Origin of the sequence: Calidithermus timidus DSM 17022, assembly GCF_000373205.1 — a bacterium.
Classification (GTDB): domain Bacteria; phylum Deinococcota; class Deinococci; order Deinococcales; family Thermaceae; genus Calidithermus; species Calidithermus timidus.
The window spans coordinates 377,368-402,958 of sequence record NZ_KB890696.1; the positions used below are offsets into that span (position 1 = coordinate 377,368).

The window sequence follows — 25,591 nt, forward strand, 5'->3', positions numbered from 1 at the left end:
AGCTATGCAGCACAAGATCGACACCCAGAAAATCGGCCCCCAGGGCGAGGTGATGGCCCACGCCGTCGAGGCTTGCGTCCACTGCGGCTTCTGCCTGCCGGCCTGCCCTACCTACGCCGTGCTGGGCGAGGAGATGGACAGCCCGCGCGGTCGCATCTTCCTGATGAAGGAGGTGCTCGAGGGCAATTTGCAGCTCGAGGAGGCCGCCCCCTACATCGACAAGTGCCTGGGTTGCCTGGGCTGCGTCACAGCCTGCCCCTCCGGAGTGCCTTACGGCGAGCTCATCAGCACCTTCCGGGGCTGGGCCGAGCCGCGCCGCCACCGCTCGCCCTTCGCACGGGCCTTCCGCCTGGGCATCATGGAGCTGCTGCCCTACCCCAAGCGCTTCCGCATCGCCGCTCAGCTCGGCAAGATCGGAAAGGTCTTCAAAGCGGTGCTCCCCAAGGCCCTGCAAGCGCCGCTCGAGCTACTCCCCGAGCGCCTCGAGCCCGCTCCTCCCCTGCCCGAGTTCTTCCCGGCCAAAGGCCCCCGCCGCGCGCGCGTGGCGCTGCTGGCCGGGTGCGCCCAGCAGGTGCTCAAGCCGGGCTTCAACTGGGCCACCCTGCGGGTGCTGGCCGAGAACGGCGTAGAGGTGGTGATCCCCCAGGGGCAGGCTTGCTGCGGAGCCGCCGCCATGCATACCGGCGAGCGCAGCAGAGCCCTGGCCCTGGCTCGGCAGAACCTGAAGGCCTTTCCCGACGACGTCGACGCCATCCTCTCCAACGCCGCCGGGTGCGGTTCGGGGCTCAAGGAGTACGGCCTGCTCTTCGCGGGCCAAGCCGAGCACCAGGCCGCCGAAGCCTTCAGCAAGCGCGTGCAGGACGTGTCGGTATTCCTGACCAACCTGGGCCTGCTCGAGCCCCCCGCCCTCAAGCAGCCCCTCAAGGTGGCCTATCACGACGCCTGCCACCTGGCTCACGCCCAAGGGGTGCGCTCCGAGCCGCGCAAGTTGCTACGCTCGATCGGCGGCCTCGAGCTCGTCGAGATCCCCGAGGGCGAGCTGTGCTGCGGCAGCGCCGGAACCTACAACCTCGAGCAGCCAGCCATCGCCGCCACCTTGGGTGAGCGCAAAGCCCGCAACATCCTCGCCACCGGAGCCCAGGCTGTCGCTACGGGCAACATCGGCTGTTTCACCCAGATCCAGAGCCACCTGCGCAAGCTGGGGGTGGAAATTCCGATGTACCACACCCTGGAAATCCTCGATCTGGCTTACCAGGGCAAGTTGTAAGTCGCGCTTTGGGTCTGATAAACTCAGGTGCACACCCCGATTACGAGCACGCGCCTCGAGGACGCTATTCCCCCAAGGAGGTAGCCATGGCGACCTACGTGATTCTCAGCCGCTTCTCTCCCGAGGCCTTCCACGACCCCAAGGACTTCAAGAAGCTGGCTGAGGAAGTCTCGGCCCGTATCAAGTCGGAATGCCCCGGCGTGCGCTGGAAGGCCAGTTACGCCACCATGGGCCGCTTCGACGTGGTGGACCTGGTGGAGTCCGACGACCCCAAGCAGGTTTCCAAAGCGGCCATGATCATCCACGCCTACGGCCACTCCACCACCGAGACCCTGCCAGCTACGCCCTGGGACGAATTTCTGGCACTGCTTTGAGGGGATGGCTCGTCCTCTTCATCTCACAGCCCAATGTGCGCCCTAGCTTCGTCGGAGAAGCCGGCCCACTCGAGCATGGCTTTGGGCAATTCCAGGTAGCCCCGCGTGGTGCAAACCTTGCCCTGCCACAGCACCGGCCTGGCCTCGGGCCGGAAACCTCGTTCGCGCAGCGCCTCGAGCGCAAGGGGGTGAGCAGCCAGGGGCTGGGAGCGCTGGAGGTGGCCGAGCTCGAGCAGCATCAGTGCAGCATTTGCGCCGGCGAACACCGCCCGCAAGCCCTCCCACACCTGGGCGAACCAGTCCTGATGATCTGCGTCGCGGCCCAGCTTGCTCATCTGCGGGCCTCCGGGAATGACCAACACGTCCAGCGCGGTGCGGGCCCCCAACACGTAGCGCGGCGTCCAGACCGAGCCCCCGGCTCCCTCGAGCGCCGTCCTCCCCCGCGCCAGGGTGAAGGCCTCCCACTCCAACAAGCGGGCCACTTCCAGGGCCAACGCGGCTTCGGCCTCGAGGAAACCCGGGCTCAACAACACACCCAGTCGCACGGGGTCATCTTATAGGAGGTCAAGGGCCGGGGGCTAAGGCATACGACGTACGACCAACACCCCTTCCCTTACCCGAACCGCCCCGTGATGTAGGCCTCTGTGCGCGGGTCCTTAGGGTTGGTGAACATCTGGCTGGTGGGGCCGAACTCCACGAGTTCGCCGGTGAGGAAGTAACCGGTGAAGTCGGAGACGCGGGCAGCCTGCTGCATGTTGTGGGTGACAATCACGATGGTCACGTGCTTCTTTAACTCGCTCATCAGGTCTTCGATGGACTGGGTAGAGATGGGGTCGAGGGCGCTGGTGGGCTCGTCCATCAGCAAGACCTCGGGCTGCACCGCCAGGGCGCGGGCGATGCACAATCGCTGCTGCTGGCCACCCGAGAGGCTCATGCCCGGAGCCCGCAGGCGGTCTTTGACCTCCTCCCATAAGGCGGCTTGCCTCAGGGAGCGCTCTACCGCTTCATCCAGCAAGCCTTTGTGGCGAATGCCCACCAGCTTCAACCCGGAGGCCACGTTGTCATAAACGGAGAGGGTGGGAAAGGGGTTGGGCTTCTGAAAAACCATGCCAACCCTGCGGCGTACCTCTACGGGGTCCACCCCGCGCTCATAGATGTTCTGGCCATCCAACAAAGCCTCACCGGTTACGCGGGCGATGGGGGTAAGGTCATGCATGCGGTTGAGGGCCCGCAAAAAGGTGGTCTTTCCACAACCCGATGGGCCGATGAGCGCGGTCACCCGATTGGTATAGATGGGGAGGTTCACATCCCTGACCCCCGCCTTTTTTCCGTAGAACACGGATAGGCCTCGAGTTTCCATGCGCAGGGGCAGCTCTTCGCGTACGTCACCGGAGGTAGTTTTTACTTCAGGGCGAATCATCTGTCTCTCCTATTGGCGCCCACGGGTCGCCCAGCGAGCCAGTAGGCTCGTCAGCACGATCAGCCCCAAAAGCACCAAGCCTGCAGCCCAGGCCTGGCGGTGCCAGTCATCGTAGGGGCTGACCGCATAGGTATACAGCCGCACCGGCAGGGAATCCATGGGCTGGAGCAGATTGAATTGCATATAGACGTTACCAAAAGCGGTGAAAAGAAGCGGTGCGGCCTCTCCTGCTGCGCGGGAAAGAGCCAGGAGCATACCCGTCACCACTCCTGCGCGAGCAGCTGGGAGCACCAAGGAAAGAATCACCCGCCAGCGGGGCAGGCCTAACCCAAGCCCGGCTTCACGAATCGTCCAGGGTACCAGCCGCAACACGCTCTCTGTGGATTTGGCCAGAATCGGCAGCATGATGAAGGCCAGAGCCACCGCACCCGATAACCCCGAAAACCCCCCCATCGGCTTGACGATGAGCACGTAGGCGAGGAGGCCCTTGAGGATCGCGGGCATCCCGTTGAGGGTATCGGAGAGTACCCGCAAGGGGGGGTTGAGCGGGTGCTCGGGGTACTCGGAGAGCAGAATCCCTGCTGCCAAGCCAAAGGGGATGGCCAATAACAAAGCCACCCCGTTGAGAATGATCGTTCCCACGATGGCCTGGGCCATGCCACCGCCAAGCTCGCCTGGGGGCTTTTGCGTTTTGGTGAAAAAGTCCCAGTTGAGCGAGGTGAAACCCTCGATCAGGGCATACCCCAGCAGCAGAAGCAGCGGTAAAGCGGCCAGAGCCGTGCCCAGCACCAACAAAGCCATCATGAAGCGGTCACGGTTATAGCGAGCCTGCAAGCTCCTCATGCCCGTTGACCTCCTACCTTGAAGGCATTGATCAGGTAACTGGCCAGCAAATTAACCGCGAAGGCCACCAGGAAGAGGTAAAAACCCAGAGCGATAAGGCTGGAGAGGTGAATGTCGGTAACCGCTTCCTTGAATTCCAGAGCGATCACCGAAGGCATGGTAGTGGCGGGTCCGAAGAGCGGATATAGCAGCGGAATGCCCAGTAGCTTGAGCATGATGTTAGTGTTGCCGATCACCATCGCCACCGCCATGGTCTCTCCCAGGGCCCGTCCTAGTGCCAGGATTACCCCGGCCAAGATCCCTCCCCGAGCATAAGGCAGCATGGCCAGGCGCATCACCTCCCAGCGCGTCGCCCCTAAGGCATAGGCAGCCTCGCGCTGAGCTTGGGGCACCAGGCTGATGGCGTCTCGAGCCAAGGCCGTCGTGTAGGGAATAATCATGCTTGCCAGGATCACCACCGCGGTAAAGAAACCATAGCCCGAGGGGTTTCCCAGATACGGCAGAACACCAGGAGCATTTTCCGCCGCCCACATGTAGGCAGGCAGAAAGAGTTTTTCCCGTAAGAAGGGGGCCAAAACAAAGATACCCCATAGGCCGTAGACCACACTCGGAACAGCCGCCATAAGGTCTACGAGGTAATTGATGACGCCCACGAGCCACCTCGGAGCATATTCAGCAGCGTAAATGGCAGCCGCGATAGCGGGGAAGAGGGAGAGGAGCAGGGCGCAGAAACTGGTGAGCAAAGTGCCCACAAGATATGGCCAGGCCCCAAACTCCTCCTTGAGCGCGGGATCCCAAGTGGTTCCGGTGAGAAAACCCCAAAAGCCAAAGCGCTCGATGGCCTGGGCCCCCCCCAAGTAGAGGTAGTAACCCAGTCCCAAAGACAGCGCCACTACCCCGAAGGCCAGCAGCGTCACCACGGCAGCAAAAACACGATCCCCCAGCATCCGATACAAGGCTGAGGGTCTTTTGTTGGATCGGGCGAGTGGAGCCTGCATAGTAAAAGCTTACAGGGGGAGGCGGCCCTCCCCCAGCAGTAAGTCTAGCGGCCTACGATTTCCTTGCCCAAGGGCTTGCCCTGGTAGGTGATGCGGGCGATCAAGGCCAGAGCCCGCTGCTGGGCTACGCCGGGCAGGCGCCCATAGGTGAGGGGTTCGTTGAACTTCTGCCCATCGGTCACCAACCACTTCAGCAGCCCTACGAAGGCCCTGGCTTCGGCCTCGGATTTGAAGGCCTTGTTGGCCTCGAGCTTTTCGTAAACCAGCAGGTAGGAGAAGCTGGCGACGGGGTAGCCATCGGGCGCAGCGGTGTTGGTCAGGGAGATACGAGCATCACCGGGCAGGGGTACGTTAGCCGCTGAAGAGATGGAGGGCAGGTCGGCCAGCACGAAACGGCCCGCCTTGTTCTGCACCGCTCCATAGGCGATTTTGTTCTGGACGGCGTAGGTCACCTCGTTGTAGCCGATGGCCCCAGGGGTCTGGCGCACCACCCCGGCCACTCCCTCGTTACCCCGCGCTCCCACCTTGTTGGGAGCCTTCCAGTCTACGCTGTTGCCCCGGCCCACTTTCTGGGCCCACTCCGGCGAAACCTTGCTCAGGTAGTCGGTCCAGACGAAGGTGGTGCCGGAACCGTCGGAGCGGTGAACCACGGTAATGGGTAGGGGGGGCAGCTTGACATCAGGGTTGAGCTTGGCGATGGCCGGGTCGTTCCAGGTCTTGATGTTGCCCAGGAAGATGTCGGCCAGCACTTCACCGGTGAAGTTCAGGGGCTTGGCCAGGCCAGGAAGATTGTAGGTGGGCACCACTGCCCCTAAAACAAAGGGGATGTTGAGGGCGGCAGAGCCCGTGTTCTTGCGAATCTCCGCCATCTGCTGGTCGTTCAAGGGGTTGTCGGAAGCCCCGAAGTGCACGGTCTGCTCGATGAACTGGCGCTGACCACCGCCAGAGCCGATGGACTGATAGTTTACCCGCACCTGGCTGTTGGTTAGCTTGGCGTACTCGTCAAAGTACTTCGCCAGGATGGGGAAGGGAAAGGTCGCCCCGGCTCCGGTGAGGTTGACGCTTTGAGCCGAGGCCAATCCCGATAGAGCGGCGGCAGCAACAGCAGTGGCTAAGAGCTTTTTCATGCCAGATCCTCCCACGGCTTCTAGCCTGCTCGGCCTGTGTCAGGAGGTTGTCATGAGCAAGTCGTACCAGGGAGAGGCATTGCCGGATTTATCGGGTCTATTGGGCAAGCTCGAGCCGGATCGGTTTGGGCTGAAGCTCGGCCAGCTCCTGCAAGAGGCCACCGAGGCCAGCCGGATTGAGCCGATAATAGGTCCAGCGTCCCGCCCGTATCGCCTCGATCAAACCCGCCTCACGCAGAACCTTGAGGTGGTGGCTGACGGTCGGTGCTGAGAGCCCCAGGCGATCTTCAAGGTGGCAAAAGCAAACCCCATAGGCCGTTCCACAGCGCTCATCGCGGAGGGTATGTTCATCGGGCAAATCCGCCAGGATGCGCACCAGTTTGAGCCGTGCGGGATCGGCCAGGGCTTTTAGGCGAGCTACGGCGAGCTTTTCGTTCATGCAGGCTCAGTGTAGCAGAGTTCGGCTCGAGCCACACAAGCAACAAACCCGTTCCTGAGTTTTCGTGTGGCAAAGCCGTGCCTAACGGCTTTAACATTGACATTTACCAAATTGATTTGATATACATAAAACATCTTGCTCGCAACAAGGGAGGGATGCATGGCGGCAACGCTAAGCCGTAGAAGTGTCTTTAAGGTACTTGCCGGTGTGGTTGCAGTGGCCAGCGGGGGAAAGGCCCAGTACGGTTATGCCCCCAGCCTGGCCTATCCGGCGCTGAAGGTTGGCAACATCAACAACCTGCGGAATGGCCAGGCAGTCTACTTCAACTACCCCGATGGCTCGGCTCAAGGGGTATTGGTCAAACTGGGACAACGCGCCATCGGCGGGGTGGGCCGGGATCGGGATATCGTGGCCTTCTCCGCCGCCTGCACCCATATGGGCTGCGGGGTGCAGTTCAAGGGCGGGCGCTTTGTTTGTCCGTGCCACTATTCGATGTTTGACCCTGCCAAAGCCGGGCAGTGCTACCAGGGGCTGGCCAGTACGCCGCTGCCGCAAATCCGGCTGCGCGTCGCGCAGAACGGCGACATCCTGGCTCAGGGCGTGGTCGGCCTCATCTGGGGCCGGGCCCGCAATATCTAGGGGGTTTGAATGTCCTACGAACGCAGGGATCAACTACCCATTCCGCCCAGGAATGCTACCGTCCGCAATACGGTGTGCCAGTACTGCACTGTGGGCTGTGGGTACAAGGTGTATACCTGGCCGGTGGGCACGCAGGGGGGCCTCGAGGCCAGCCAGAACGCCTTCGGCGTCAACCTCAGCACCCAACCCCCCATCGCCGGGCAAACCTACTCCGAAACCATGCACTCCATCGTCACCAACAAAGACGGGGTGCAGTATCACGTGGTGATCGTGCCCGCCAAGGACTCCCCCATCAACCTCAACGGGGATCACTCCTCGCGAGGAGCCACCAACGCCATCGCTACCTTCTCAGAGAGCCGCGCCACCCGCGAGCGCCTGAAGTACCCCATGCTACGGGTGGGGGACCAGTTCCAGGTCATTACCTGGCAGGAAGCCCTCAACATCGTGTGTGGGGTAGCCAAGGGCATCCGTGACAAGGATGGCAACGACGACAATATCGCGGTCAAGGCCTTCGATCACGGTGGCTCGGGAGCGGGGTTCGAGAACAACTACGGAGTGGGCTCGCTGTTCTTCAAGGGCTTCAGCGTCAAACACATCGCCATTCACAATCGTCCGGCTTACAACTCCGAGGTCTGGGGTAGCCGCGAGCGTGGCGTGCACGAGCTGAACTACGACGCCAGCGACGCCCGACTGGCCGATACCATCGTGCTGTGGGGAGCCAATACCTACGAGACGGGGAGCGTGTTCTACACCGAGCACATACTGCCCAACCTGCAGGGGGCCACCATCCCCGAGAAGCAGCAAAGCCTCGAGCGCAACGAGCCAGTCGAAGCTGCCTACATGATCGTGGTAGACCCGCGCCGCACCAGTTCGCTCACCATCGCCCAGACCGTCGCGCCGGGCCGCACCCTGCACCTCAGGCCCAACCTGGGCACCGATTACATCCTGGCCAATGCCATTGCCCGGGTGATCTGGGAGCGCGGCTACTACAATATGCAGTACCTGCAAAACCGCACCGACATGGCCAAATTCGAGGAGTATAAGGCCAAGTCGCTCAAGCTGGGCACGCCTTATGCCGAGTTCATGGCCCAGGCCTCGCGTATCACCGGGGTTTCCAGAACCGACATCGAGAAAGCCGCCGATTGGATCGCCAAGCCCAAAGCTGGGGGCTTCAGGCGCCGCACCCTCACCATCTACGAGAAGGGCATGATCTGGAACATGAAAAACTACGACCAGATCGCAGCTCTGGTACAGATGGCCGTGCTCAGCCAGAACATCGGCAGGCCCGGCACGGGTTGTGGGCGGCAGGGAGGACACCAAGAGGGCTACGTGCGCCCACCCTCCCCCACCCCAGGCTCCATCTACAACGGCGGGCCACCGGTCAACGTGGACAAGTACCTCACCGACGGGGGCGGCAAGCTGTATTGGGTGATCGGTACCAATCCCTACCTCTCCACCCCCAACAACCAACTCTTCCGCAAGCGCATCCACGAGCGCACCAAGGCCCTGACCGACTACCTCGGCCAGTCGGGGGAGCCAGGCACGACAGGAGAGTATGTGGCCAAGGTGCTCGAGGGGCTCGAGGCCACGGGCGGGCTATTTATGGTGGTGCAGGACCTTTACATGACCCACACCGCCCTCGACGCTCATCTGCTGCTCCCGGCGAGCGCCTGGGGCGAAGCCAACCAGACCTCCATCAACTGCAACAGCCGCCTGCTGCGCCTGTACGAGAAGTTCATGGACCCCCCCGGCGAGGCCAAGCAGGACTGGGAAATCTGCAAGCTGGTAGGGCTGCGGATGGCCGATCTGTACCGCAAGGACGGCAACGAGGCCGAAGCGAGAAAGTTCGAGTTCGGCAAGGGCTGGAACAAGGACGAGGACGTGTTCCTGGCCGGGGCCAGCGAGTTCCCCGACAACAACGTTCCCGCCTCCGAAGAGGCCACCCTGCCCGCCGAGTGCTATAAGGGCGTGACCTATGCTTTCCTCAAGCAGGTGGGGCAGCAGGGCATCCGTACCCCGGTTCGCGTGGAAAATGGCAAGCCGGTAGGAACCCTGCGCCGCTACAGCACCAAGTTCGGCACCAAGGATGGCAAGTTTAGCTGGTACGGCACCGACGATTGGGAGGGCTATCCCCCCGAGGTGCAGAAGTACCTCGAGGGCGATATGGCCCAGAAGTACCCCTTCTGGATGACTACCGGACGTGCCCAGGCCATCTGGCAGACCATGTACAACGACCGCTTCCTGCCTGAGAAGATGCTGACCCTCCCCCTGCCATATATCGAATTGCACCCGCAGGATGCCCAGCGTCTGAGCATCAAGAGCGGGGACATCGTGGAGGTCTGGAACGAGGAGGGCAACGGCACCTTCATGGTCTACGTGACCGATGCGGTGAAGCCCGGTCTGATCTTCGCCCTGCAATACCACACGCGAGGAACGTCCAACAGCATGGTCTCGGGCTACACCGACCCCAAAACCACCATCCCCTGGTACAAGGGCACTCGAGTCGCCATACGCAAACTCTCCGGGGGGCTCCCCGACGTGACCAGCAACACCAGCTTGTTGGCCCAAAACAAGTTCGATTAGAGCGGTTCCTACGAATACCGCCTACAGCAAGAGGCAGCTGTAGGCGGTAATTTACGCCGCACGTGATGCAGCGTAAATGTGGAGAACGTGATCAGGTCGAGCGTCCCTAGCGTGCGGCAAGGTCTACGGCTTCGTAGAGCCTGCGCTCCTCGTCGGGCTCGAGCGGCCTGGATTCTCCTATGGTCAAGTCAGGCGGGAGGGCGAGTGGCCCGAAGGCGATGCGCCTGAGGTAGGTGACGTGGTTTCCCCGCGCGGCGAACATCCGCTTGACCTGGTGGTACTTGCCTTCGCGGATCACCAGCTCGACCTTGCGGGCATCGGCATGGAGGCTGAGCTCGGCGGGTTGTAGGAGCTCGTCGTCGAGCTCGAGGCCCAGGGCGAAGGCCTCCACGTCGGCAGGGGTGGCGGGGAAGGCCAGTTCGGCGTAGTAGCGCTTGCCCACCTTCCAGCGAGGGTGGGTCAGGCGGTGCAGCAGCTCGCCGTCGGTGGTCAGCAGCAGCAGGCCCTCGGTGTCCTTATCGAGGCGGCCCACCGGCATCCAGTCGTCGCGCTGCCACTCCTCACGCAGGAGCGCGGTGACGGGCTGGCCGTCGCGGTCGCTGGTCGAGGTGACGTAGCCGGCGGGCTTGTGCAGCATCAGGTGAAAGAAGGCCCGGTAGACCACCACCTCGCCGTCCACCTCGAGGCGCGAGCGGGTGGGGTCGAACTTAAAGGCCGCGTCACGCACCACCTCCCCATCCACCGAGACCAGCCCGGCCCGGGCCAGCCGGTGGATCTCTTTGCGGCTGCCCAGGCCCAGGTGGGCCAGTACCTTGTCCAAGCGTTCTTTCGCCATGTCAAAAAGAAAAACCCCGGACATCTCCGGGCTTTATAACTTTAAAATACCGACTTATGCAGTATGCGTCAAGCTTTTGCGGCTCAGGGGGACCCAGAAAGGACTCCTCAGCCTGCCAGAAGTCCCGCCCCAGCACGGGCCTCGAGCTGGTTGTGCAGGGGCCGGGCGATGAACCCGCCGCCCAACAGGCGGTTTCCCCGGTAGAGCACCATGCTCTGCCCCGGCGTCACGGCGAACTGGGGCTCGGCGAGCCGCACCCGCATGCGCCCGCCCTCGAGCAGCTCGACCGTACCCGGCACGGGCTTGGTGCGGTAGCGCACTTGCACCTCCAAGGTCTCGGGCAACTCCTCGGGTTCGACCAGCAGGTTGACCTCTCTCGCCTCGAGCCCCCCCCACAAGCAGGCCTCGCGCGGCCCCACGATCACCTCGTTGGTGGCGGTGTTGACCCGCACCACGTAGCGCTCGAGGTGGGTCTTGAAGAGCCCTAGCCCCTTCTTCTGGCCCACCGTGTAGAACTGCGCCCCGTGGTGCTCCCCGATCACCTCGCCGGTCTCGAGGTCCACCAGCGGCCCCGGCCTGGCGGTGAGGTGCCCGGCCAGGAAATCCTTGAGGTCACCCTGCACGAAGCAGATGTTCTGGCTCTCAGGCTTCTTAGCAGTAGGCAGGCCAAAGCGCTCGGCCAGCAGGCGCACCTGCGGCTTTTCCATGTGCCCGACGGGGAAGAGCATGTGGGGGATGGCCTCCTTGGGCACACCCCATAGGAAATAGGTCTGGTCCTTGCGCAAGTCGCCCCGCAGCAGGGCATTCCCCTCGCGGATGACGTAGTGGCCGGTAGCCACGTAATCACAGCCCAGCATGCGGGCCTTCTGCAGCAGGGAGTCGAACTTGACCCGCGTGTTGCAGTTGACGCAGGGATTGGGGGTCTCCCCCGCTTCGTAACCCGCGATAAAGGGATCGATGATCTTCTGCTGGAACTCCTCGTGGTAGTCGAGGAGGTAGAAGGGGACGCCTACGATATCGGCCACCCGCCTCGCCTCGTAAGCAGCATCCGGCGAACAGCAGGTCTCAAAACAGTCGTCCTTCTTGCCATCGGGCCAGAAGCGCATCATGGCCCCGATCACCTCGTAGCCCTGCTCCTTGAGCAGCGCCGCAGAAACCGAGGAATCCACCCCCCCGGACATGGCTACGAGCACGCGGGCCTTACCCACGAGGATTAAGTCTACCCGATGGCTTTAGGAGGTGGGGCACACTCCAACGTCCAGGGCTTGCTGATAGTCATCGGCTTTCGGCGTTCACGCCACCGGCACCGCCTCCGGCTTCTTCTCCCCGATGGCCGCCTTGGTGCTCTCGATGGCCACTTCGATCATGTCGTCGGTGGGCTCTTTCACGGTCAGCATCTGGAAGCGGAAGCCAAAGCCCCGCAGCAGGCGGGAGAAGGGGTCGTTGTGGCTGGCGGTGAAGCGCAGCAGCTCGAAGGCCAGGCCGGCCACGATGGGCAAAAACAGCACCCTCGCGCCCAAGCGCCAGGCCAGGTTGTCCTGACCCGGCAGCACGCTGTAGACCACGATGCTCGCCAGGATTACAAAAGCGATGAAGGTGGTGCCACAGCGAGGGTGATAGGCGGGTTGACCCCGTACGTTCTCGACGGTCAGGGGCAGGTCTCGCTCGTAAGCCGCGATGGCCTTGTGCTCAGCCCCGTGGTACATGAAAAAGCGCTTGATGTCGGGCAGGCGCCCGATGAACAGCAGGTATCCCACCAAGATGGAAGCCTTGAAGACCCCAGCCAGGGCGTTGTACCACACCGGATAGCGCGCAGCGTCGATGATGAAGCCGGAAAGCAAGCCCGGTAATACGATGAAGATCAGGATTCCGATAACTGCTGAAACGGCCATGGTGGTGTAGAGCACTCCCTTGGAGAGTTGCTCCTCCTCTTCCCCGGCCAACTGCGCGCTGCGCGAGAGCGCGCGGTAGGACACCGACATGGCGTCGAACAGCGCGACCACCCCCCGCAACAGGGGCAGCCTCGCCCAGGCGTACTTCTTGGAGAGGGCGACCTCCTCGTGGCGCTCGGTGTGAATCTGGCCGCCAGGCAAGCGCACGGCTAGGGCCCAGGCTTCGGGGGACTTCATCATCACCCCCTCGAGAGCGGCGCTGCCCCCGAGGGCATTCTTGGGGTTGGCCTGGACATGAAAAGCCGCACCCACACGAGCCCAGAAGCTCAAAGCTGCCCCATGCAGGGAAGGCCGTGGAAGCGCGAAGGGTGGTTTCGTACTCATCCGTTCGATTATACGCGCCCGATTTTGAGGAAAAAGCCAGCGTAATCTCAGCTTTCTCTCAAAATCGCTGTGGTATGCTCCCGAAGTATGGAAATTACAATTAAATCCGCCCGTAGATATGTGGACGAGATACCCGCTCCGCTGACCGTCGCCGGATATTGGGGCGGTGAGCTCACCGAGGAAGCCAAGAAGCTGGATGCCAAGAGCGGGGGGCAGATCAGCCGGGTCCTCGACGAGCTCAAGTACAAGGGGGAATTTGGCGAAACCCTGCTGCTGCCGCTGGGGGAGCAATTCGTACTGCTGTTCGGGCTGGGCCGCAAGCGCGGGGTGAGCCTCGAGAGCGTGCGACGGGCCGGGGCCAAGCTGGTACACGAAGTCACTCGTTTGGGCTTCAAGGAGGCGGTCACAGAGACCTTTTTGGCCGAGAAATTCGGGAAAAAGCAGGCCAGCTATGCCCTGGCCGAGGGAGCGCTGCTTGGTGCTTATGAGTTCAAGAAGTACAAATCCGATCCGGAAATCAAGAAACTGCGCCTGTGGCTAGCGCGCTCCTCCGGTCCGGCGGTGGACCGGGCCGAGATCGTGGCCGAGGCCGTCAACTACGCCCGCGACCTGGTCAACGAACCCCCCAACGTCCTGACCCCTGCCGAGCTGGGCGAGCGGGCCAGGGAGCTGGCGCGGGAGGCGGGGCTCGAGGTCGAGGTCTGGGACGAGCGGCAGATCCAGCAGGCGGGGATGGGGGCCTTTTACGGCGTGGCCCAGGGTTCAGTGAACCCTCCACGCTTCATCCGGCTCACCTACCGACCCCAGGGCAAGCCCTCGAGGGTGGTGGCGCTGGTGGGCAAGGGCCTGACCTTCGACACCGGAGGCTATTCCCTCAAACCCAGCGAATCCATGCTGACCATGAAGTGCGACATGGCCGGGGCTGCTGCCGTGCTGGGCACCATGCGGGCCATCGCCCGGCTCCAGCCCGACTGCGAGGTACGCGCCTACGTGGCGGCTGCCGAGAACATGGTCTCAGGAGCAGCATACCGTGTCTCCGACGTACTCAAGAGCCTTTCAGGCAAGACCGTCGAGGTGCTCAACACCGACGCCGAGGGTCGCCTGACCCTGGCCGACGCCATCACCCATGCCGACCGCGAGGGCGCCGAAGCCATCGTGGAGCTCTCGACGCTGACCGGCGCCTGCGTGATTGCCCTAGGCGACAAAGTGGCGGGGATGTTTAGCACCGACACCCGGCTGGGACGCGAGGTACAAGAAGCAGCCGAGCGCGCCGGGGAAAAGGTCTGGCCGATGCCCTTAGAAGAGGAATACCGCGAGATGATCATCTCCAGCACCGCCGACCTCAAGAACGTGCACGGGCGCAGTCGCCACGGCGGGGCCATCGTAGCTGGGCTGTTTCTGGCGGAGTTCACCGAGAAGCCGCTGGTGCACCTCGACATCGCCGGGCCTGCCTACAGCGAGCGCCCTCACCCGCTGGGGCCCGCGGGGGGCGTGGGCTTCGGGGTGCGTACCCTGGTCGAGCTGCTAAGCCCCAATCCTCTGAGCGAAGAGTAGTTCAAAAAGGGCGGGGGTGCGGCACGCCGCACCCCCTTTTTAAGGGCCAAACTTACTGACAGTTGGGGCACACCCCACGCAGCTCGAGGCGGGCATCTTCGATGAACCAGCCCGTACGCGACTCAACAGCCCTCTTGACCGGCTCAGGATCGAACTCGGGCAGGTCCTTGGCCAAAAGGTCCTCGATGGTGCCGCACTGCACACAGAACAGGTGGTGGTGCTTCTCGGTAAAGCCGTCGTAACGGGTGTTGCCCTGCTGGTCCTTGAACTCCCACAACAGACCCGCGTCGCGCAGCACCTGGAGGTTGAGGTACACGGTGGAAAGGCCAATGGCGTACCCCTTCTTCTTCAGGCTCTGGTACAGCTCCTCGGGGGTGGGGTGAACGTTCTTCTTGTCCAAGAAGGACAGGATGCGCTCACGCGGCATCGTGTGGCGCAAGCCCACGGTTTTCAGCCGACTGCGGAATGTATCGCGTTCTTTTGTTCTAGCCATCTGTCGTCCCTCCTATGGGTACCAATCTGAGTATAATCCAGTTTGGCCGAAAATGCATGTCCAGTGGCGCATACACTTCTCGATTTCATAAACTCAGAATCCAGTCACATGCCTGCTTAACGCCGCTTGGTCCAGGTTCATATCCGGAAGCTGGTTTATACTGGGAACGTCGTGGAGCGGCCCGTCTACCGAGTTCTTCATCTGATTTTCGCGCTGGGCTCGTTGCACATGTTAGGCCTGATCGGCCTCGAAGCCAAGCGTTTTCTCGATCTCCGCCAAGAACGGGCGCTAACCCAGGCCCACATCGACGATCTGAAGAAACGCGTCGCCGCCTTGGAAGCCGACATCGCCGCGGCCCAGACCACCGAGTACCGGGAGGCCATGGTGCGCCGCTTAGGCTACGTCAAGAAGGGCGAGGTTCTCAATGCCAGATAGCATCGCCGAGCGCTTCCTCGAGGACGAGGGACTGTCCGAGGGCCTGACCGATCAGCAGGCTCATGAGCTGGTGGACTGGCTGATCTCGGTTGCCGAAGACCTGGGCGAGCCCGCCTACGTCCCCCAACTGCAGCGCCTGGGGCGGGAGATCGCGAAGATTGCCCGCGACTACGGGGTTCCCGTCGAAACCCTTATCGATTTGGTGGAGATGGCCTGGGAAGATCCCGACGCTCCCCCCAACCCCGTAATGCGTGCGTAAATCCCCCGTGAATCGGCGTAGCCCGGTGCCGGAGGCTTCGATGAGAATCCCGTATTACAGGCGTTAATCAGGAAGTTGTGATTTTATAACGCTCGAATAACGCTTCGAGCAGTAGGCTTGGAGCATGGTGGGGGAAGTCGTTCGCAGCCGTGCGCGAAAGCTGATGTGCCTGGGGGCGCTGACCCTGGGGCTTTCGGCCACAGCGCTCCTGCCGAGTCCCTCCAGCCTAGCCCCCTCGCCCAGCCTCGAGGTACGCGGCTCGAGCTGGCGTCCTTCCAAGGCCAACAACAACCGGGGAGGCTTTTCGCTGCGCGACCTCCTGCTGCCTGAACCCCTGGCCACCGCTAGCAATGCTGTTACCCCACAGTTCACGCTCTGTGAGCGTGAGCATCCCAGGGCTTAGAGCGCTTCCCACGAATACCGCCTACAGCGAGAGGCTGCTGTAGGCGGTAATTTACGCTGCACGCGGTGCAGCGTAAATGCAAGAAACGCGAGAAGTCGCCCCCTAAAAAGGCACCACCGATTCGCTTTGCGCGCCATTGCCACCCTGCTGGCCAAACAGCAGCGCCTCGCGGTCGGGGATCAGGCGGGCCTCGAGCCAGTCCAGCGCCCTGAGGGCTCCCAGCGCGTCTTCGCCCACCTTGATACCTCGAGCCTCGAGCCAGGCCCAGCAATCGGCCCCGTGCACGCGCATCTGAAGAGGGAGGGTGCCCGCGTGCTCGTCGAGGATGCTGTAGAGGTCGCGCATCTTGTCATCGTCGAGGATGGCGATGTCGAGCACCAGTTCCATCACCCTGGGCATGCCCTCGAGGTCGTGGTAGGGGTATACATCCTGCGCCACCACCCGCAAGGTCTCCCCCTCCCCGTCCGGCTCCACCTCGGCCACCAGCAGCACCGGGGCATCTTCGCGTACCCGCGGCGAGACCCTGTCGTACGAGCGCCCAAAAGCCACCACCTCTACCGCACCGGTCTCGTCGCCCAGGGTAAAGCGGCACATCATCCCACCCGACTTGGTGGGCTTGCGCACGATGCCCTCCACCAGTCCCGCCAGCAACAGCTTGACCCGCCCCTTGCCGCTGCGCTGGCTGGCGTAGAATTCGGGCAATTCCTCGATGGTGCAGCTCGCGGCCTCACGCAGCCCCTCGTAGCGCTGGAGCGGGTGGCCGGTGACGTAGATGCCCAGGGCTTCCTTCTCGTAGCGAAGCCGAGTGATCTCGTCCAGCGGGGGCACTTTGGGTAAGGCGGGCTCGCTATGGGCATCGGCGAAAAGGCCTATCATGCCCGAATTCGCGCTCTCGCGTTCGGCCTGAGCCCACTTGAGCAGGTCGTCGAGGGCGGCGAGCATCTGCCCGCGCTCACCCAGTTCATCGAAAGCCCCGGCCTTGATCAGCGATTCCACCACCCGCTTATTGGCCACAGTAGAGTCTACCCGCTTGAGAAAATCCGGCAACGACTTAAAGCGCCCACCCCGCTCGCGCTCTTTGATGATCGCTTCGGTGGGGCCTTCACCTACGTTTTTCACCGCCGAAAGCCCGAAAAGCACGTTCTGCCCTTCGGCGCTGAAGCTGAAGGAGGAGCGGTTGATGTCCGGCGGCAGCACCTCCACCCCCATCCCCCTGGCCGCGCGGATGTACTCGGCCACCTTGTCGGAGTCACCGCGTTCGACCGTGAGCAAAGCGGCGTGGAACTCAACGGGGTAGTGGGCTTTGACGTAGGCGGTCTGGTAGGTGAGGATCGCGTAGGCCGCCGAGTGCGACTTATTGAAGCCGTAGTTGGCGAAGGCCTCGAGCAAGTCGAAGAGCCTATCGGCTTCCTCCTCGGGGATCCCCTTCTCCGCTGCGCCCTTCTTGAATTGGGCGCGGTGCTTGACCATCTCCTCCATCTTCTTCTTGCCCATCGCCCGGCGCAGCAGGTCGGCCTCGCCCAGGCTGTACCCGGCAGCTGCCGAGGCGATCTGCATGATCTGCTCCTGGTAGACGGGGATGCCGTAAGTCTCGCGCAGGATGGGCTCGAGGTACTTCGCGGCGTTGGGGAACTGTGGGTACTCGACAGGCTCGCGTCCGTGGTGGCGGCGGATGTAGGTGGGGATGTTCTCCATGGGGCCAGGCCGGTACAAAGCACCCAGCGCGATGATGTCCTGGATGCGCCGGGGCTTGAGCCCGCGCACGGTGGAGGTCATGCCCGCCGAGTCGAGCTGGAAGATGCCCTTGGTCTCGCCCCGCCCCAAGAGTTCGAAGGTCTTCTCGTCGTCGATGGGGATGGCGTCGTAGTCGATATCCATGCCCTTGGATTCCTTGACGATGCGCTTGCACTCGTCGAGGAAAGAGAGCGTGCGCAGGCCCAAAAAGTCCATTTTGAGGAAACCCAGCGCCTCGACCGAGCCCATGTCGTACTGGGTGACCTTACCCTCGCCGTCGCCCGCCCGCATCAGGGGAACGTAGTCCATGAGGGGAACGTCGGAGATCACCACACCCGCCGCATGCACGCTAGACTGGCGGTTGAGACCCTCGAGCTTCTTCGCCACCTCCATCACCCGCGCCACCAGGGGGTCCTTCTCCATCTCGGCCCTGAGGTCGGGGATGGTCTCGATGGCTTTCTCCAGCGGCGTGGGTTTGCCGAAGACCACCGGGATGAGCTTGGCCAGCTCGTCGGCCTTCTTCACCGGCAGCCCAAAGACCCGTGCCGCGTCCTTGATGGCGGCCTTGGAGGCCAAGGTGCCGAAGGTGCCGATCTGGGCCACCCTCTCGTCGCCGTAGCGCCGGCGCACGTACTCGATGACCTCGCCGCGGCGCACGTCGGAGAAGTCGGTATCGATGTCGGGCATCGAGACGCGGGCGGGGTTGAGGAAGCGCTCGAAGAGCAGGTCGTAGGCCAGCGGGTCGATGTTGGTGATGCGGGTCGCATAGGTCACTAAGCTCCCCGCCGCCGAGCCACGCCCCGGACCCACGCTGATGCCGTTGTCCTTGGCCCAGTTGATGAAGTCGCTCACGATGAGCAAGTAGCCGGGAAAGCCCATGCGCTCGACCACGGTGAGTTCGTAGATGGCGCGGGAGAGGATCTCCCAGGGCCCCCACTGGATGCCCTCCTTGAGTTCGGGGAGGTGGGCGCGGGCGGCCTCGAGGTCAGGCAACTCGGCTAGGGTCTTGGCCAACACCTCTCCATCCCCGTGCGGCACCAGCCGGCCCAGCCTGCGCAGGAACTCGCGGTAGAGATCCTCGGTGACCCGCTCGGGGTAGCGCTTGAGGAGGCCGCTGAAGGTGAGCTCACGGAAGTACGTGACCTCGGTGCGCCCCTCGGGCAGGGGGTACTTGGGGATGCGGTACTGCACCTTCTTGGGCACGAGTTCGACGTTGCACATGCGCCCGATCTCGAGCGAGTTGTCGAAGAGCTCGTCGAAGCGCTGGCCCCACAGTTCGCGCTCGTCCTCGAAGGTAGAGCGCATCTCCTCGGGGGTCTTGACGTAGAACTCGTCGCAGGGGAACTTCCAGCGGTTTGGGTCGTCCCAGGTGGCCTTCGACTGCACCGCCAGCACCACCGCGTGCGCCTCGGCGTCCTCCTTGCGTACGTAGTGCCCGTCGTTGGTCGCCACGATACCCAGGCCGTACTTGTCGGCGAACTCCTTGAGCACCCGGTTGACCTTGTGCTGCTCGGGGAGGCCGTGGTCCTGGATCTCGATGAAGTAGCGCTTGTCCCCGAAGATCGAGAGGTACTCCAGCAGGCGCCGCTCGGCATCCTCGTAGCGCTCTTGCAGGATGAACTGGGGGATCTCCGCCCCCAAGCAGCCCGACAGCGCAATGATGCCCGCGCTGTGCTCGCGCAGGATCTCGCGGTCGATGCGGGGTTTGCCGTAGAAGCCCTCGAGGTAGGCCCGACTTGCCAGGCGGCAGAGGTTCTGGTATCCCTCGAAGTCTTTGGCCAGCAGCGTGAGGTGGAAATAGCCCCCATCGAGCCCCTTGCCCTGCTTGCGGTCGAAGCGGCTCTCGGCGGCCACGTAGGCCTCGTAGCCGATGATGGGCTTGACCTCGGCCTCGGTGGCGTACTTGTAGAACTGCACCGCTCCGAACATGTTGCCGTGGTCGGTCATGGCCAGCATGGGCTCGGTGGGGCTGACCTGCTTGACCCACTTGATGAGGTCTTTGAGGCGCGCCGCCCCGTCTAAGAGCGAAAACTGGGTGTGCTGGTGCAGGTGGGCGAACTTGCACACCGGGCAGTGATCGGGCTCATGCTTCGGGCGATCGGCGAAGGGATTCAGGTCGTTGGCTGGCATTACGCCAAAAGCATAAGCCGTGGATGGCCGCTCGGAAAGTCACCAAGGTGCAATTCCCGGCCTGGTAAGCGAATCTGGCATTCAACCTCAGGCACTCGAGCCCCGCAGCACCAGCACCGGTGTGGAGCAGTTGTGCAGTACCTTGTCGGTCACCGAGCCCATCAGCACCCGCTCGATGCCCTTGCGACCGTGGGTCGCCATCACCACCAGGTCGTGCTCCTTGGCAGCCTCGAGGATCGCCGAGACCGGGCTATCCTCGACCAACACCGCCCTGGCGCTCACGCCCTGGGCGGCGGCGATTTCCTTGATCTGGGCCAGGGCCTTCTCGCTCTCCCGGCGGTACCGCTCCAGCGCCCGCTCGATCTGTTCGGGGGGTTCGGCGCTGTAGGCGGGCGCCAGCCCGTAGGGGTTTTCCAGGGCATAGAGGATGGTCACCTCGCTGCCCATGAGCCGGGCGACCTCGAGGCCTTGCTCGAGGGCGTTGCGCCCAAATTCGGTTGCGTCGGTGGGGATGAGAATGCGCTTGAACATGAGCCAACTCCTTCTCGCCGCATCGCTCTGGCGAAGGCACTTCATACGGAGCGGCGCTCGTGGCTTTACCCTAGCCCAGCTTTCCTAGGACATGTGCCCCTGAGCCCGAGGTGGGGCTCTTTGCCCCGGCCTGACAATTTCCTGACGGCAGCACGGCTACACTGGATTCCAGGATGCCGCGCTTGCTTGTGGTCGAGGACGAACCCGCCGTGCGCATGGGCTTGCGGCTGAGCCTCAGCCGGGCGGGGCATCAGGTACTCGAGGCCGCTACCGCTGGCGAGGCCTGGCCGCTGGTGGAGCAAGCCGACCTGGTGCTGCTGGATTGGATGCTACCCGACGAACCCGGGGTCAGGCTGCTCGAGCGCCTGCGCTCCGACAGCCGCTACGAGAACCTGCCCATCCTCATGCTCACCGCCCGCAGCGGCGAGAGCGACCGGGTCGAGGGCTTCACGCGCGGGGCCGACGACTACCTGACCAAGCCCTTCTCGACCCCTGAGCTGCTGGCGCGGGTGCAGGCCCTGCTGCGCCGCTCGGGCCGAAGCGGGCGCATCGAGCGGGGCGCGCTGGTACTCGACCTCGAGCGCCATCAGGCCTACCTGCACAACACCCCCCTCGATCTCACCCGCCGTGAGTTCGACTTGCTGGCCTTCTTAGCCCGACATCCGGGGCGGGTCTACACCCGCGAGGAACTGCTCGAGCGGGTCTGGGGGCAGGAGTTCATGGGCACCGCCCGCACCGTGGATCAGCACGTGGCCCAGTTGCGCGAGAAGTTGCAGGAAAACCCCAAGAGCCCGCTCTACCTCGAAACCCTGCGCGGGGTGGGGTATCGTTTCCGTGAGAGCCCATGAGGTCCGTGTCCCCGAGTGCTTCCCCCCGCGGTGAGGGGTGACCCCGTGGAAGCCATCGTCGGCCTCAAAGCCCTCGAGCGCGCTTGGGAACAGGCCCGCGAGGGCGTGGTGCTGCACGCCGAGGAGCGCGTGACTTACCTCAACCCCGAGGCCGCGCGGCTGCTGGAGGTCGCGCGGGAGCGGGTGCTGGGCAGGCCCCTGATGCTGGCGTTGCGCGACCACCGCCTCGAGCGGCTGTGCCGCGAGGGGGGTCAGGCCCGGCTCGAGTTGCGCGGGCGGTACCTGTGGGCCAAGGCCGTGCCGGGGGCGCTGCTCCTGCTCGACCAGACCGCTGAGCTGCAGCGCCTGGAGGCCCTGGAGGAGTCTAGCCGGGTGTTGGCCCACGAGTTTCGCACCCCGGTAGCCGGCATGCTCTCCCTGATCGAGGCCCTGCAGCAGGGTTTGACGAAGGAGCAAGAGCAAGAGGTGTTGGGGTTGATTCTGCAGGAAGCCCAGCGTTTGCGGCGACTGGTCGAGGACCTTCCCCTGAACCGTCTGCCGGGTCAGGAGCGCACCTTCGCCTTCGAGGAGCTGCGCCCCCGGCTCGAGCGCTTCCTGGCCCCTCAGCTCGCCGAGCGCAGCGCCTGGATCACCTGGAAGATTCCCCACACCGTTCGGGCCAACCCCGACGCGGTGTACCAAGCCCTCCTGAACCTGCTCGACAACGCGCTCAAGTACGGCCCTGGCGGAGAGGTCATCGTCGAGAGTGGCCAGGACGAGCAGGGGGTGTGGCTCGAGGTGCGCGACTTCGGCACCCCCCTGGGCGATTACGAGCCACTGTTCCAGCCAGGCAAGCGCGGCTACCACGCCGCCAGCGTGCGCGGCTCGGGGCTGGGGCTGGCCCTGGTGCGCCGCCTGGCCGCAGGCTGGAGTGGTCAGGCCTATGGCAAAGCCTGGGAGGGGGGCAATGCCTTCGGTTTGCGTTTTCCCTACGATAGGGGCTGATAATTCTCCCTGGAGGTTCTTATGCGTGAAGCCTTAGACCAAGAACTCGCCCGACTTACCCAAGAGAGCATCCGCATGGTCTCTCTGGTGCGCGAAATGGTGCATAAAAGCGCCAAAGCCCTCGCCGAGCAGGATCCGGCCTTAGCCAATGAGGTCATCGCCCAGGACAAGAACGAGGTGGACCCCCTCGAGCTCAAAATCGAGAACGACATGATCGTCCTGATGGCCCGCCAGGGGCTCGTCGCCAGCGACCTACGTCTCGCCATGACCATCATCAAGTCCCTCACCGACCTCGAGCGGGCCGGGGACTACGCAGCCCACGTGGCCGAGGACGTGATCGTGCTGGCCAAGGAGCCGCCGCTCAAGAACTACGTGATCCTGCCTGAGATGGCGCACCGCCTGGCGGGGATGCTCGACCTGATCGCCAAGGCCATGGCCGAGCGCGACCAGGAAGCCGCCCGCGAGGTTCTGCGCCGCGACGATGAGGTGGACGGGATGTACGAGTCGGTGACGCGGGAGCTGCTGACTTACATGATGGAAGACCCCCGCACCATCTCCAAAGCCCTCACCCTCATGCGCATTGCCCGCAGCTACGAGCGGCTGGGCGACCACCTGGAAAACGTCGCCGAGCGCATCCTCTACTGGCTCACCGGGCGCATGGAGAAAAAACCCGAGGACGTCCACGGCTGAGCCTGCCGGGCCGAGGTCGTAGGTCCTATGTCTCGACGACCTCAGATATGAATCGGCTTGTCGTACGCCGCCATCGCCGCCTCCTTGAGGGCTTCGGCCAGCGTGGGGTGGGCGTGGGAGGCCCGGCCAATGTCTTCTGAGGAAGCCTTGAAGGTCATGGCGGTAGCGGCTTCGGCGATGAGGTCGCCCGCACGGGGACCGATGATATGAACCCCCAGCACCCGGTCCGTCTGGGCGTGGGCGAGCACCTTAACAAAGCCCTCGGTATCGCCCATGGCCCGCGCCCGCCCGTTGGCCTGGAAGGGGAAGCTGCCCTTCTTGTAGGGAATACCCGCCTCCTTGAGCTCTTCTTCGGTCTGGCCCACCGAGGCGATCTCGGGATGGGTGTAGACCACGTTGGGTACGGTGTTGTAGTCCACGTGGCCCCAACCCGTGACCATACCCTCCACCGCAGCGATGCCGTCTTCCTCGGCTTTGTGGGCCAGCATTGGGCCAGGGATCACGTCGCCGATGGCATAGATGTTTGGGACGCTGGTCTGGAAGCGATCGTTGACCGGGATGCGCCCCCGGCCATCGAGGGTGATGCCCGCGGCCTCGAGCCCCAGCCCCTCGGTGTTGGGCACCCGGCTCGCCGCCAGCAGCACCTTGTCGGCGGTGAAGGTCTCGCCCCCTTCGACCTCAACCACACCCTTGCCGTCCTTGACGTAGGCCCGCGTGACCTTCTGCGAGGTGCGGATGTCGAGGCCCTGCTTCTTGAGGATCTTCTCGGCAGCGCGGGAGAGTTCGCCGTCCATACCCCCCAGGATGCGCGGCAAGTACTCCAAAACCGTCACTTTCGAGCCCAGGCGGCTCCAGACCGAACCCAGCTCGAGGCCGATCACCCCACCCCCGATCACCACCATGGTTTCGGGAACCTGCTCGAGCGCGATAGCTTCGTCGGAGGTGATGATGGTCCGGTAGTCGACTTCGACTCCCTTCAGCATGGCCACCTTGGAGCCGGTGGCGATGATACAGCGCTCGAACTCGAGCTCGGTCTGACCCTCGGGGCCCTCCACCATCAGCTTGTGGGTCGAGACGAAGCGGGCGTGGCCCAAATAGCGGGTGACCTTGTTCTTTTTGAATAAGAAGCTCACCCCGTCGGTGTTAGCCTGCACCACCTTGTCCTTGTGGGCCATTATGGCGGGGAGGTCTAAGCTCACGTCCTGGAACTTCACCCCGATGAGCGCGCCCTTCTTGGCCTCGTAGAACTTCTCGCTGGCTTCCAGCAGCGCCTTGGAGGGAATGCAGCCTACCCGCAAGCAGGTGCCGCCCAGGGCCTGCTCCCGCTCTACGCAGGCTACCTCGAGGCCGAGCTGTGCAGCCTTGATGGCAGCCACGTAACCTCCAGGCCCCGCACCGATGACGACGAGTTGATGTTTTGGCATATGCTTCGCTCCGCGAACGTCCTACGCCGCAGGTCTTACGCTTTTGATCTGGCTTACGACACAGGACACAAGACGTAGAACTATACTTCCAGCGCCAGCCGAACTGGGTTCTCGATGAGCTCCTTCACCCGCTTGAGAAAGGTCACCGCCTCGCGCCCGTCCACGATGCGGTGGTCGTAAGAGAGGGCCAGGTTCATCATGGGGCGGATCACCACCTGGCCATTCCTGACCACCGGACGCTCGACGATGGCGTGCATGCCCAAGATGCCCACCTGGGGCGGGTTGAGGATGGGGGTAGAGTTCAAGGAACCGTAAATTCCGCCGTTGGTGATGGTGAAGGTGCCGCCCATCAACTCCTCCGGCTTGATCTTCTTCTCGCGCACCCTCGCGCCGTAGTCGGCGATGATCGCCTCGATCTGGGCCATGGAGAGCTTGTCGGCGTCGCGGATCACCGGCACCACCAGCCCCTCACCCCCACCCACCGCGATACCGATGTCGTAGTAGCGGTGATAAACGATGTCACCACCGCGAATCTCGGCGTTGAGTTGCGGGATTTCCTGCAACGCCTGCACCACGGCCCTGACAAAGAAGCTCATGAAACCCAGCTTCACCCCGTACTTCTTCTGGAAACCCTCGCCGTATTCTTTGCGCAGCTCCATCACCATGCCCATGTCGGCCTCGTTGAAGGTGGTGAGCATGGCGGTGTTCTGCTTGGCCGCCAGCAACCGCTCGGCGATGCGGCGGCGCAGCGGGGTCATGGGCACCACATCGTCCTTGCGCTCGCCGGGGGCCTTGGGGGTGAGGGGTACTGTGGGCGTAGGCGTGGGTGCCGGAGCCGGAGCGGGCTTGGTGGCAATGGCCTGCTGGACGTCCTCCTTGAGGATGCGCCCGCCGGGGCCGGAGGGCTGCACCTGGGCCGGGGTGATGCCGCTGTGGGCCATCAGGCGCTCGGCAGCGGGCATGGCGATGGGTTGAGCGGGCTGAGCGGGCTGGGCCTGGGGTGCAGCTTCAGCTTCGGGACGGGCTGCCGGGGCAGCACCTTCCTCGAGCATCGCCACCACGTCGCCCACCTTGGCCACGCCGGATGAGATCAGAATCTTGCCCAGCACGCCGCTTACCGGGGAGGGTAGCTCGAGGGTGGCCTTGTCGGTGACGAGTTCCACCAGCGGCTCGTCGACCTTCACCGCCTCACCTTCCTTCTTGAGCCACTGCCCGATCTCCACCTCGGTAATGGATTCGCCCACCGCGGGCACTTTGAGTTCTACGGCCATCGTGAATCCTCCTAAAGCTCTGTTAGTCTATCGC

The 25,591-nt window shown here is 63.5% G+C and carries 25 protein-coding genes; 11 read left to right on the top strand and 14 right to left on the bottom strand.

The annotated features are described in order from the left end of the window. The first annotated feature begins 4 nt into the window (after positions 1-4). Positions 5-1,267, top strand: coding sequence for a (Fe-S)-binding protein (locus tag B047_RS0108395; RefSeq protein ID WP_018466516.1), 1,263 nt, complete (start codon positions 5-7; stop codon positions 1,265-1,267). Positions 1,268-1,353: 86 nt separating this feature from the next. After that, positions 1,354-1,641 carry a GYD domain-containing protein gene (locus B047_RS0108400; protein ID WP_018466517.1) on the top strand — a complete coding sequence of 96 codons (288 nt, stop codon included), beginning with the start codon at positions 1,354-1,356 and terminating at the stop codon, positions 1,639-1,641. A 23-nt stretch (positions 1,642-1,664) separates the two neighbouring features. Here B047_RS0108400 and B047_RS0108405 read toward each other — a convergent pair whose 3' ends face one another. The 6 genes from B047_RS0108405 to B047_RS0108430 form a co-directional block, all read right to left on the bottom strand. Next, the gene (locus B047_RS0108405; protein ID WP_026234733.1) at positions 1,665-2,186 is read right to left on the bottom strand and encodes a DJ-1/PfpI family protein; all 522 of its coding nucleotides are present in this window, start codon (positions 2,184-2,186) and stop codon (positions 1,665-1,667) included. 68 nt (positions 2,187-2,254) lie between these two features. Beyond that, positions 2,255-3,061 carry a phosphate ABC transporter ATP-binding protein PstB gene (pstB, locus tag B047_RS0108410; protein ID WP_157205852.1) on the bottom strand — a complete coding sequence of 269 codons (807 nt, stop codon included), beginning with the start codon at positions 3,059-3,061 and terminating at the stop codon, positions 2,255-2,257. A gap of 9 nt (positions 3,062-3,070) precedes the next feature. Then, a complete protein-coding gene (pstA, locus tag B047_RS16550) occupies positions 3,071-3,904 on the bottom strand; it encodes a phosphate ABC transporter permease PstA (RefSeq protein ID WP_018466520.1) in 834 nt (277 codons plus the stop codon). Next, positions 3,901-4,851 carry a phosphate ABC transporter permease subunit PstC gene (gene pstC / locus B047_RS0108420; protein WP_018466521.1) on the bottom strand — a complete coding sequence of 317 codons (951 nt, stop codon included), beginning with the start codon at positions 4,849-4,851 and terminating at the stop codon, positions 3,901-3,903. The genes pstA and pstC overlap by 4 nt, the downstream gene beginning before the upstream one ends. A gap of 95 nt (positions 4,852-4,946) precedes the next feature. Continuing rightward, positions 4,947-6,029 (bottom strand): phosphate ABC transporter substrate-binding protein PstS, encoded by a 1,083-nt coding sequence (gene pstS / locus B047_RS0108425; protein ID WP_018466522.1) that lies wholly within the window; start codon positions 6,027-6,029, stop codon positions 4,947-4,949. 97 nt (positions 6,030-6,126) lie between these two features. Continuing rightward, positions 6,127-6,468 carry an ArsR/SmtB family transcription factor gene (locus B047_RS0108430; protein WP_018466523.1) on the bottom strand — a complete coding sequence of 114 codons (342 nt, stop codon included), beginning with the start codon at positions 6,466-6,468 and terminating at the stop codon, positions 6,127-6,129. Between the two features lie 159 nt (positions 6,469-6,627). On the opposite strand from B047_RS0108430, the gene B047_RS0108435 reads away from it, so the two are divergent. After that, positions 6,628-7,107 (top strand): arsenate reductase (azurin) small subunit, encoded by a 480-nt coding sequence (locus B047_RS0108435; RefSeq protein WP_026234736.1) that lies wholly within the window; start codon positions 6,628-6,630, stop codon positions 7,105-7,107. Between the two features lie 9 nt (positions 7,108-7,116). Next, entirely contained in the window at positions 7,117-9,690 is a 2,574-nt protein-coding gene (locus B047_RS0108440; RefSeq protein ID WP_026234737.1) for an arsenate reductase (azurin) large subunit, read from the top strand. Between the two features lie 106 nt (positions 9,691-9,796). Here B047_RS0108440 and B047_RS0108445 read toward each other — a convergent pair whose 3' ends face one another. The 3 genes from B047_RS0108445 to B047_RS0108455 all read right to left on the bottom strand — a co-directional run bounded on the left by B047_RS0108445 (position 9,797) and on the right by B047_RS0108455 (position 12,801). Further along, positions 9,797-10,525 (bottom strand): pseudouridine synthase, encoded by a 729-nt coding sequence (locus B047_RS0108445; protein WP_040779613.1) that lies wholly within the window; start codon positions 10,523-10,525, stop codon positions 9,797-9,799. 107 nt (positions 10,526-10,632) lie between these two features. Further along, complete coding sequence (mnmA, locus tag B047_RS0108450) at positions 10,633-11,733, bottom strand: tRNA 2-thiouridine(34) synthase MnmA (protein ID WP_018466527.1); 1,101 nt, start codon at positions 11,731-11,733, stop codon at positions 10,633-10,635. Positions 11,734-11,817: 84 nt separating this feature from the next. Then, a complete protein-coding gene (locus B047_RS0108455; RefSeq protein ID WP_018466528.1) occupies positions 11,818-12,801 on the bottom strand; it encodes a DUF1385 domain-containing protein in 984 nt (327 codons plus the stop codon). A gap of 87 nt (positions 12,802-12,888) precedes the next feature. On the opposite strand from B047_RS0108455, the gene B047_RS0108460 reads away from it, so the two are divergent. Further along, positions 12,889-14,355 (top strand): leucyl aminopeptidase, encoded by a 1,467-nt coding sequence (locus B047_RS0108460; protein ID WP_026234738.1) that lies wholly within the window; start codon positions 12,889-12,891, stop codon positions 14,353-14,355. Positions 14,356-14,407: 52 nt separating this feature from the next. Here the strand turns inward: B047_RS0108460 and B047_RS0108465 are convergent, their stop codons facing one another. Continuing rightward, on the bottom strand, positions 14,408-14,848 hold the full coding sequence (locus tag B047_RS0108465) for a Fur family transcriptional regulator (protein ID WP_026234739.1): 441 nt from the start codon (positions 14,846-14,848) through the stop codon (positions 14,408-14,410). A 171-nt stretch (positions 14,849-15,019) separates the two neighbouring features. Between B047_RS0108465 and B047_RS0108470 the strand changes: the two genes are divergently transcribed. The 3 genes from B047_RS0108470 (at position 15,020) to B047_RS0108480 (ending at position 15,945) form a co-directional block, all read left to right on the top strand. Beyond that, on the top strand, positions 15,020-15,283 hold the full coding sequence (locus B047_RS0108470; protein WP_018466531.1) for a septum formation initiator family protein: 264 nt from the start codon (positions 15,020-15,022) through the stop codon (positions 15,281-15,283). Continuing rightward, positions 15,273-15,542: a hypothetical protein gene (locus B047_RS0108475; protein WP_018466532.1), complete on the top strand. Its 270-nt coding sequence runs from the start codon at positions 15,273-15,275 to the stop codon at positions 15,540-15,542. The genes B047_RS0108470 and B047_RS0108475 overlap by 11 nt, the downstream gene beginning before the upstream one ends. Before the next feature lie 124 nt (positions 15,543-15,666). Then, positions 15,667-15,945: a hypothetical protein gene (locus tag B047_RS0108480; protein WP_018466533.1), complete on the top strand. Its 279-nt coding sequence runs from the start codon at positions 15,667-15,669 to the stop codon at positions 15,943-15,945. A 102-nt stretch (positions 15,946-16,047) separates the two neighbouring features. On the opposite strand, the gene dnaE is transcribed toward B047_RS0108480, so the two are convergent. Together dnaE and B047_RS0108490 are read right to left on the bottom strand one after the other, a co-directional pair. Next, positions 16,048-19,809, bottom strand: coding sequence for a DNA polymerase III subunit alpha (gene dnaE / locus B047_RS0108485; protein ID WP_018466534.1), 3,762 nt, complete (start codon positions 19,807-19,809; stop codon positions 16,048-16,050). Positions 19,810-19,896: 87 nt separating this feature from the next. After that, the gene (locus tag B047_RS0108490; protein ID WP_018466535.1) at positions 19,897-20,340 is read right to left on the bottom strand and encodes a universal stress protein; all 444 of its coding nucleotides are present in this window, start codon (positions 20,338-20,340) and stop codon (positions 19,897-19,899) included. Between the two features lie 173 nt (positions 20,341-20,513). On the opposite strand from B047_RS0108490, the gene B047_RS0108495 reads away from it, so the two are divergent. The 3 genes from B047_RS0108495 to phoU are packed head-to-tail and all read left to right on the top strand — an operon-like array spanning position 20,514 to position 22,862. Continuing rightward, a complete protein-coding gene (locus B047_RS0108495; RefSeq protein ID WP_018466536.1) occupies positions 20,514-21,188 on the top strand; it encodes a response regulator transcription factor in 675 nt (224 codons plus the stop codon). A gap of 45 nt (positions 21,189-21,233) precedes the next feature. Beyond that, a complete protein-coding gene (locus B047_RS0108500) occupies positions 21,234-22,172 on the top strand; it encodes a sensor histidine kinase (protein ID WP_026234741.1) in 939 nt (312 codons plus the stop codon). Positions 22,173-22,193: 21 nt separating this feature from the next. Continuing rightward, positions 22,194-22,862: a phosphate signaling complex protein PhoU gene (gene phoU / locus B047_RS0108505; protein ID WP_018466538.1), complete on the top strand. Its 669-nt coding sequence runs from the start codon at positions 22,194-22,196 to the stop codon at positions 22,860-22,862. Positions 22,863-22,903: 41 nt separating this feature from the next. On the opposite strand, the gene lpdA is transcribed toward phoU, so the two are convergent. After that, positions 22,904-24,286, bottom strand: coding sequence for a dihydrolipoyl dehydrogenase (gene lpdA / locus B047_RS0108510; protein WP_026234742.1), 1,383 nt, complete (start codon positions 24,284-24,286; stop codon positions 22,904-22,906). An 80-nt stretch (positions 24,287-24,366) separates the two neighbouring features. Continuing rightward, entirely contained in the window at positions 24,367-25,557 is a 1,191-nt protein-coding gene (gene odhB, locus B047_RS0108515; protein ID WP_018466540.1) for a 2-oxoglutarate dehydrogenase complex dihydrolipoyllysine-residue succinyltransferase, read from the bottom strand. Positions 25,558-25,591: the final 34 nt, after the last annotated feature.

Excerpts from the sequence above, each read along its gene's own strand:
- B047_RS0108455 (WP_018466528.1), bottom strand. The coding sequence starts at position 12,801 with ATGAGTACGAAACCACCCTTCGCGCTTCCACGGCCTTCCCTGCATGGG.
- pstC (WP_018466521.1), bottom strand. The coding sequence starts at position 4,851 with ATGCTGGGGGATCGTGTTTTTGCTGCCGTGGTGACGCTGCTGGCCTTC.
- B047_RS0108460 (WP_026234738.1), top strand. The coding sequence starts at position 12,889 with ATGGAAATTACAATTAAATCCGCCCGTAGATATGTGGACGAGATACCC.
- pstS (WP_018466522.1), bottom strand. The coding sequence starts at position 6,029 with ATGAAAAAGCTCTTAGCCACTGCTGTTGCTGCCGCCGCTCTATCGGGA.
- B047_RS0108495 (WP_018466536.1), top strand. The coding sequence starts at position 20,514 with ATGCCGCGCTTGCTTGTGGTCGAGGACGAACCCGCCGTGCGCATGGGC.
- B047_RS0108430 (WP_018466523.1), bottom strand. The coding sequence starts at position 6,468 with ATGAACGAAAAGCTCGCCGTAGCTCGCCTAAAAGCCCTGGCCGATCCC.
- B047_RS0108400 (WP_018466517.1), top strand. The coding sequence starts at position 1,354 with ATGGCGACCTACGTGATTCTCAGCCGCTTCTCTCCCGAGGCCTTCCAC.
- B047_RS0108465 (WP_026234739.1), bottom strand. The coding sequence starts at position 14,848 with ATGGCTAGAACAAAAGAACGCGATACATTCCGCAGTCGGCTGAAAACC.
- B047_RS0108445 (WP_040779613.1), bottom strand. The coding sequence starts at position 10,525 with ATGGCGAAAGAACGCTTGGACAAGGTACTGGCCCACCTGGGCCTGGGC.
- B047_RS0108435 (WP_026234736.1), top strand. The coding sequence starts at position 6,628 with ATGGCGGCAACGCTAAGCCGTAGAAGTGTCTTTAAGGTACTTGCCGGT.
- odhB (WP_018466540.1), bottom strand. The coding sequence starts at position 25,557 with ATGGCCGTAGAACTCAAAGTGCCCGCGGTGGGCGAATCCATTACCGAG.
- phoU (WP_018466538.1), top strand. The coding sequence starts at position 22,194 with ATGCGTGAAGCCTTAGACCAAGAACTCGCCCGACTTACCCAAGAGAGC.
- lpdA (WP_026234742.1), bottom strand. The coding sequence starts at position 24,286 with ATGCCAAAACATCAACTCGTCGTCATCGGTGCGGGGCCTGGAGGTTAC.
- pstA (WP_018466520.1), bottom strand. The coding sequence starts at position 3,904 with ATGAGGAGCTTGCAGGCTCGCTATAACCGTGACCGCTTCATGATGGCT.
- B047_RS0108475 (WP_018466532.1), top strand. The coding sequence starts at position 15,273 with ATGCCAGATAGCATCGCCGAGCGCTTCCTCGAGGACGAGGGACTGTCC.
- dnaE (WP_018466534.1), bottom strand. The coding sequence starts at position 19,809 with ATGCCAGCCAACGACCTGAATCCCTTCGCCGATCGCCCGAAGCATGAG.
- B047_RS0108395 (WP_018466516.1), top strand. The coding sequence starts at position 5 with ATGCAGCACAAGATCGACACCCAGAAAATCGGCCCCCAGGGCGAGGTG.
- B047_RS0108480 (WP_018466533.1), top strand. The coding sequence starts at position 15,667 with ATGGTGGGGGAAGTCGTTCGCAGCCGTGCGCGAAAGCTGATGTGCCTG.
- pstB (WP_157205852.1), bottom strand. The coding sequence starts at position 3,061 with ATGATTCGCCCTGAAGTAAAAACTACCTCCGGTGACGTACGCGAAGAG.
- B047_RS0108440 (WP_026234737.1), top strand. The coding sequence starts at position 7,117 with ATGTCCTACGAACGCAGGGATCAACTACCCATTCCGCCCAGGAATGCT.
- B047_RS0108490 (WP_018466535.1), bottom strand. The coding sequence starts at position 20,340 with ATGTTCAAGCGCATTCTCATCCCCACCGACGCAACCGAATTTGGGCGC.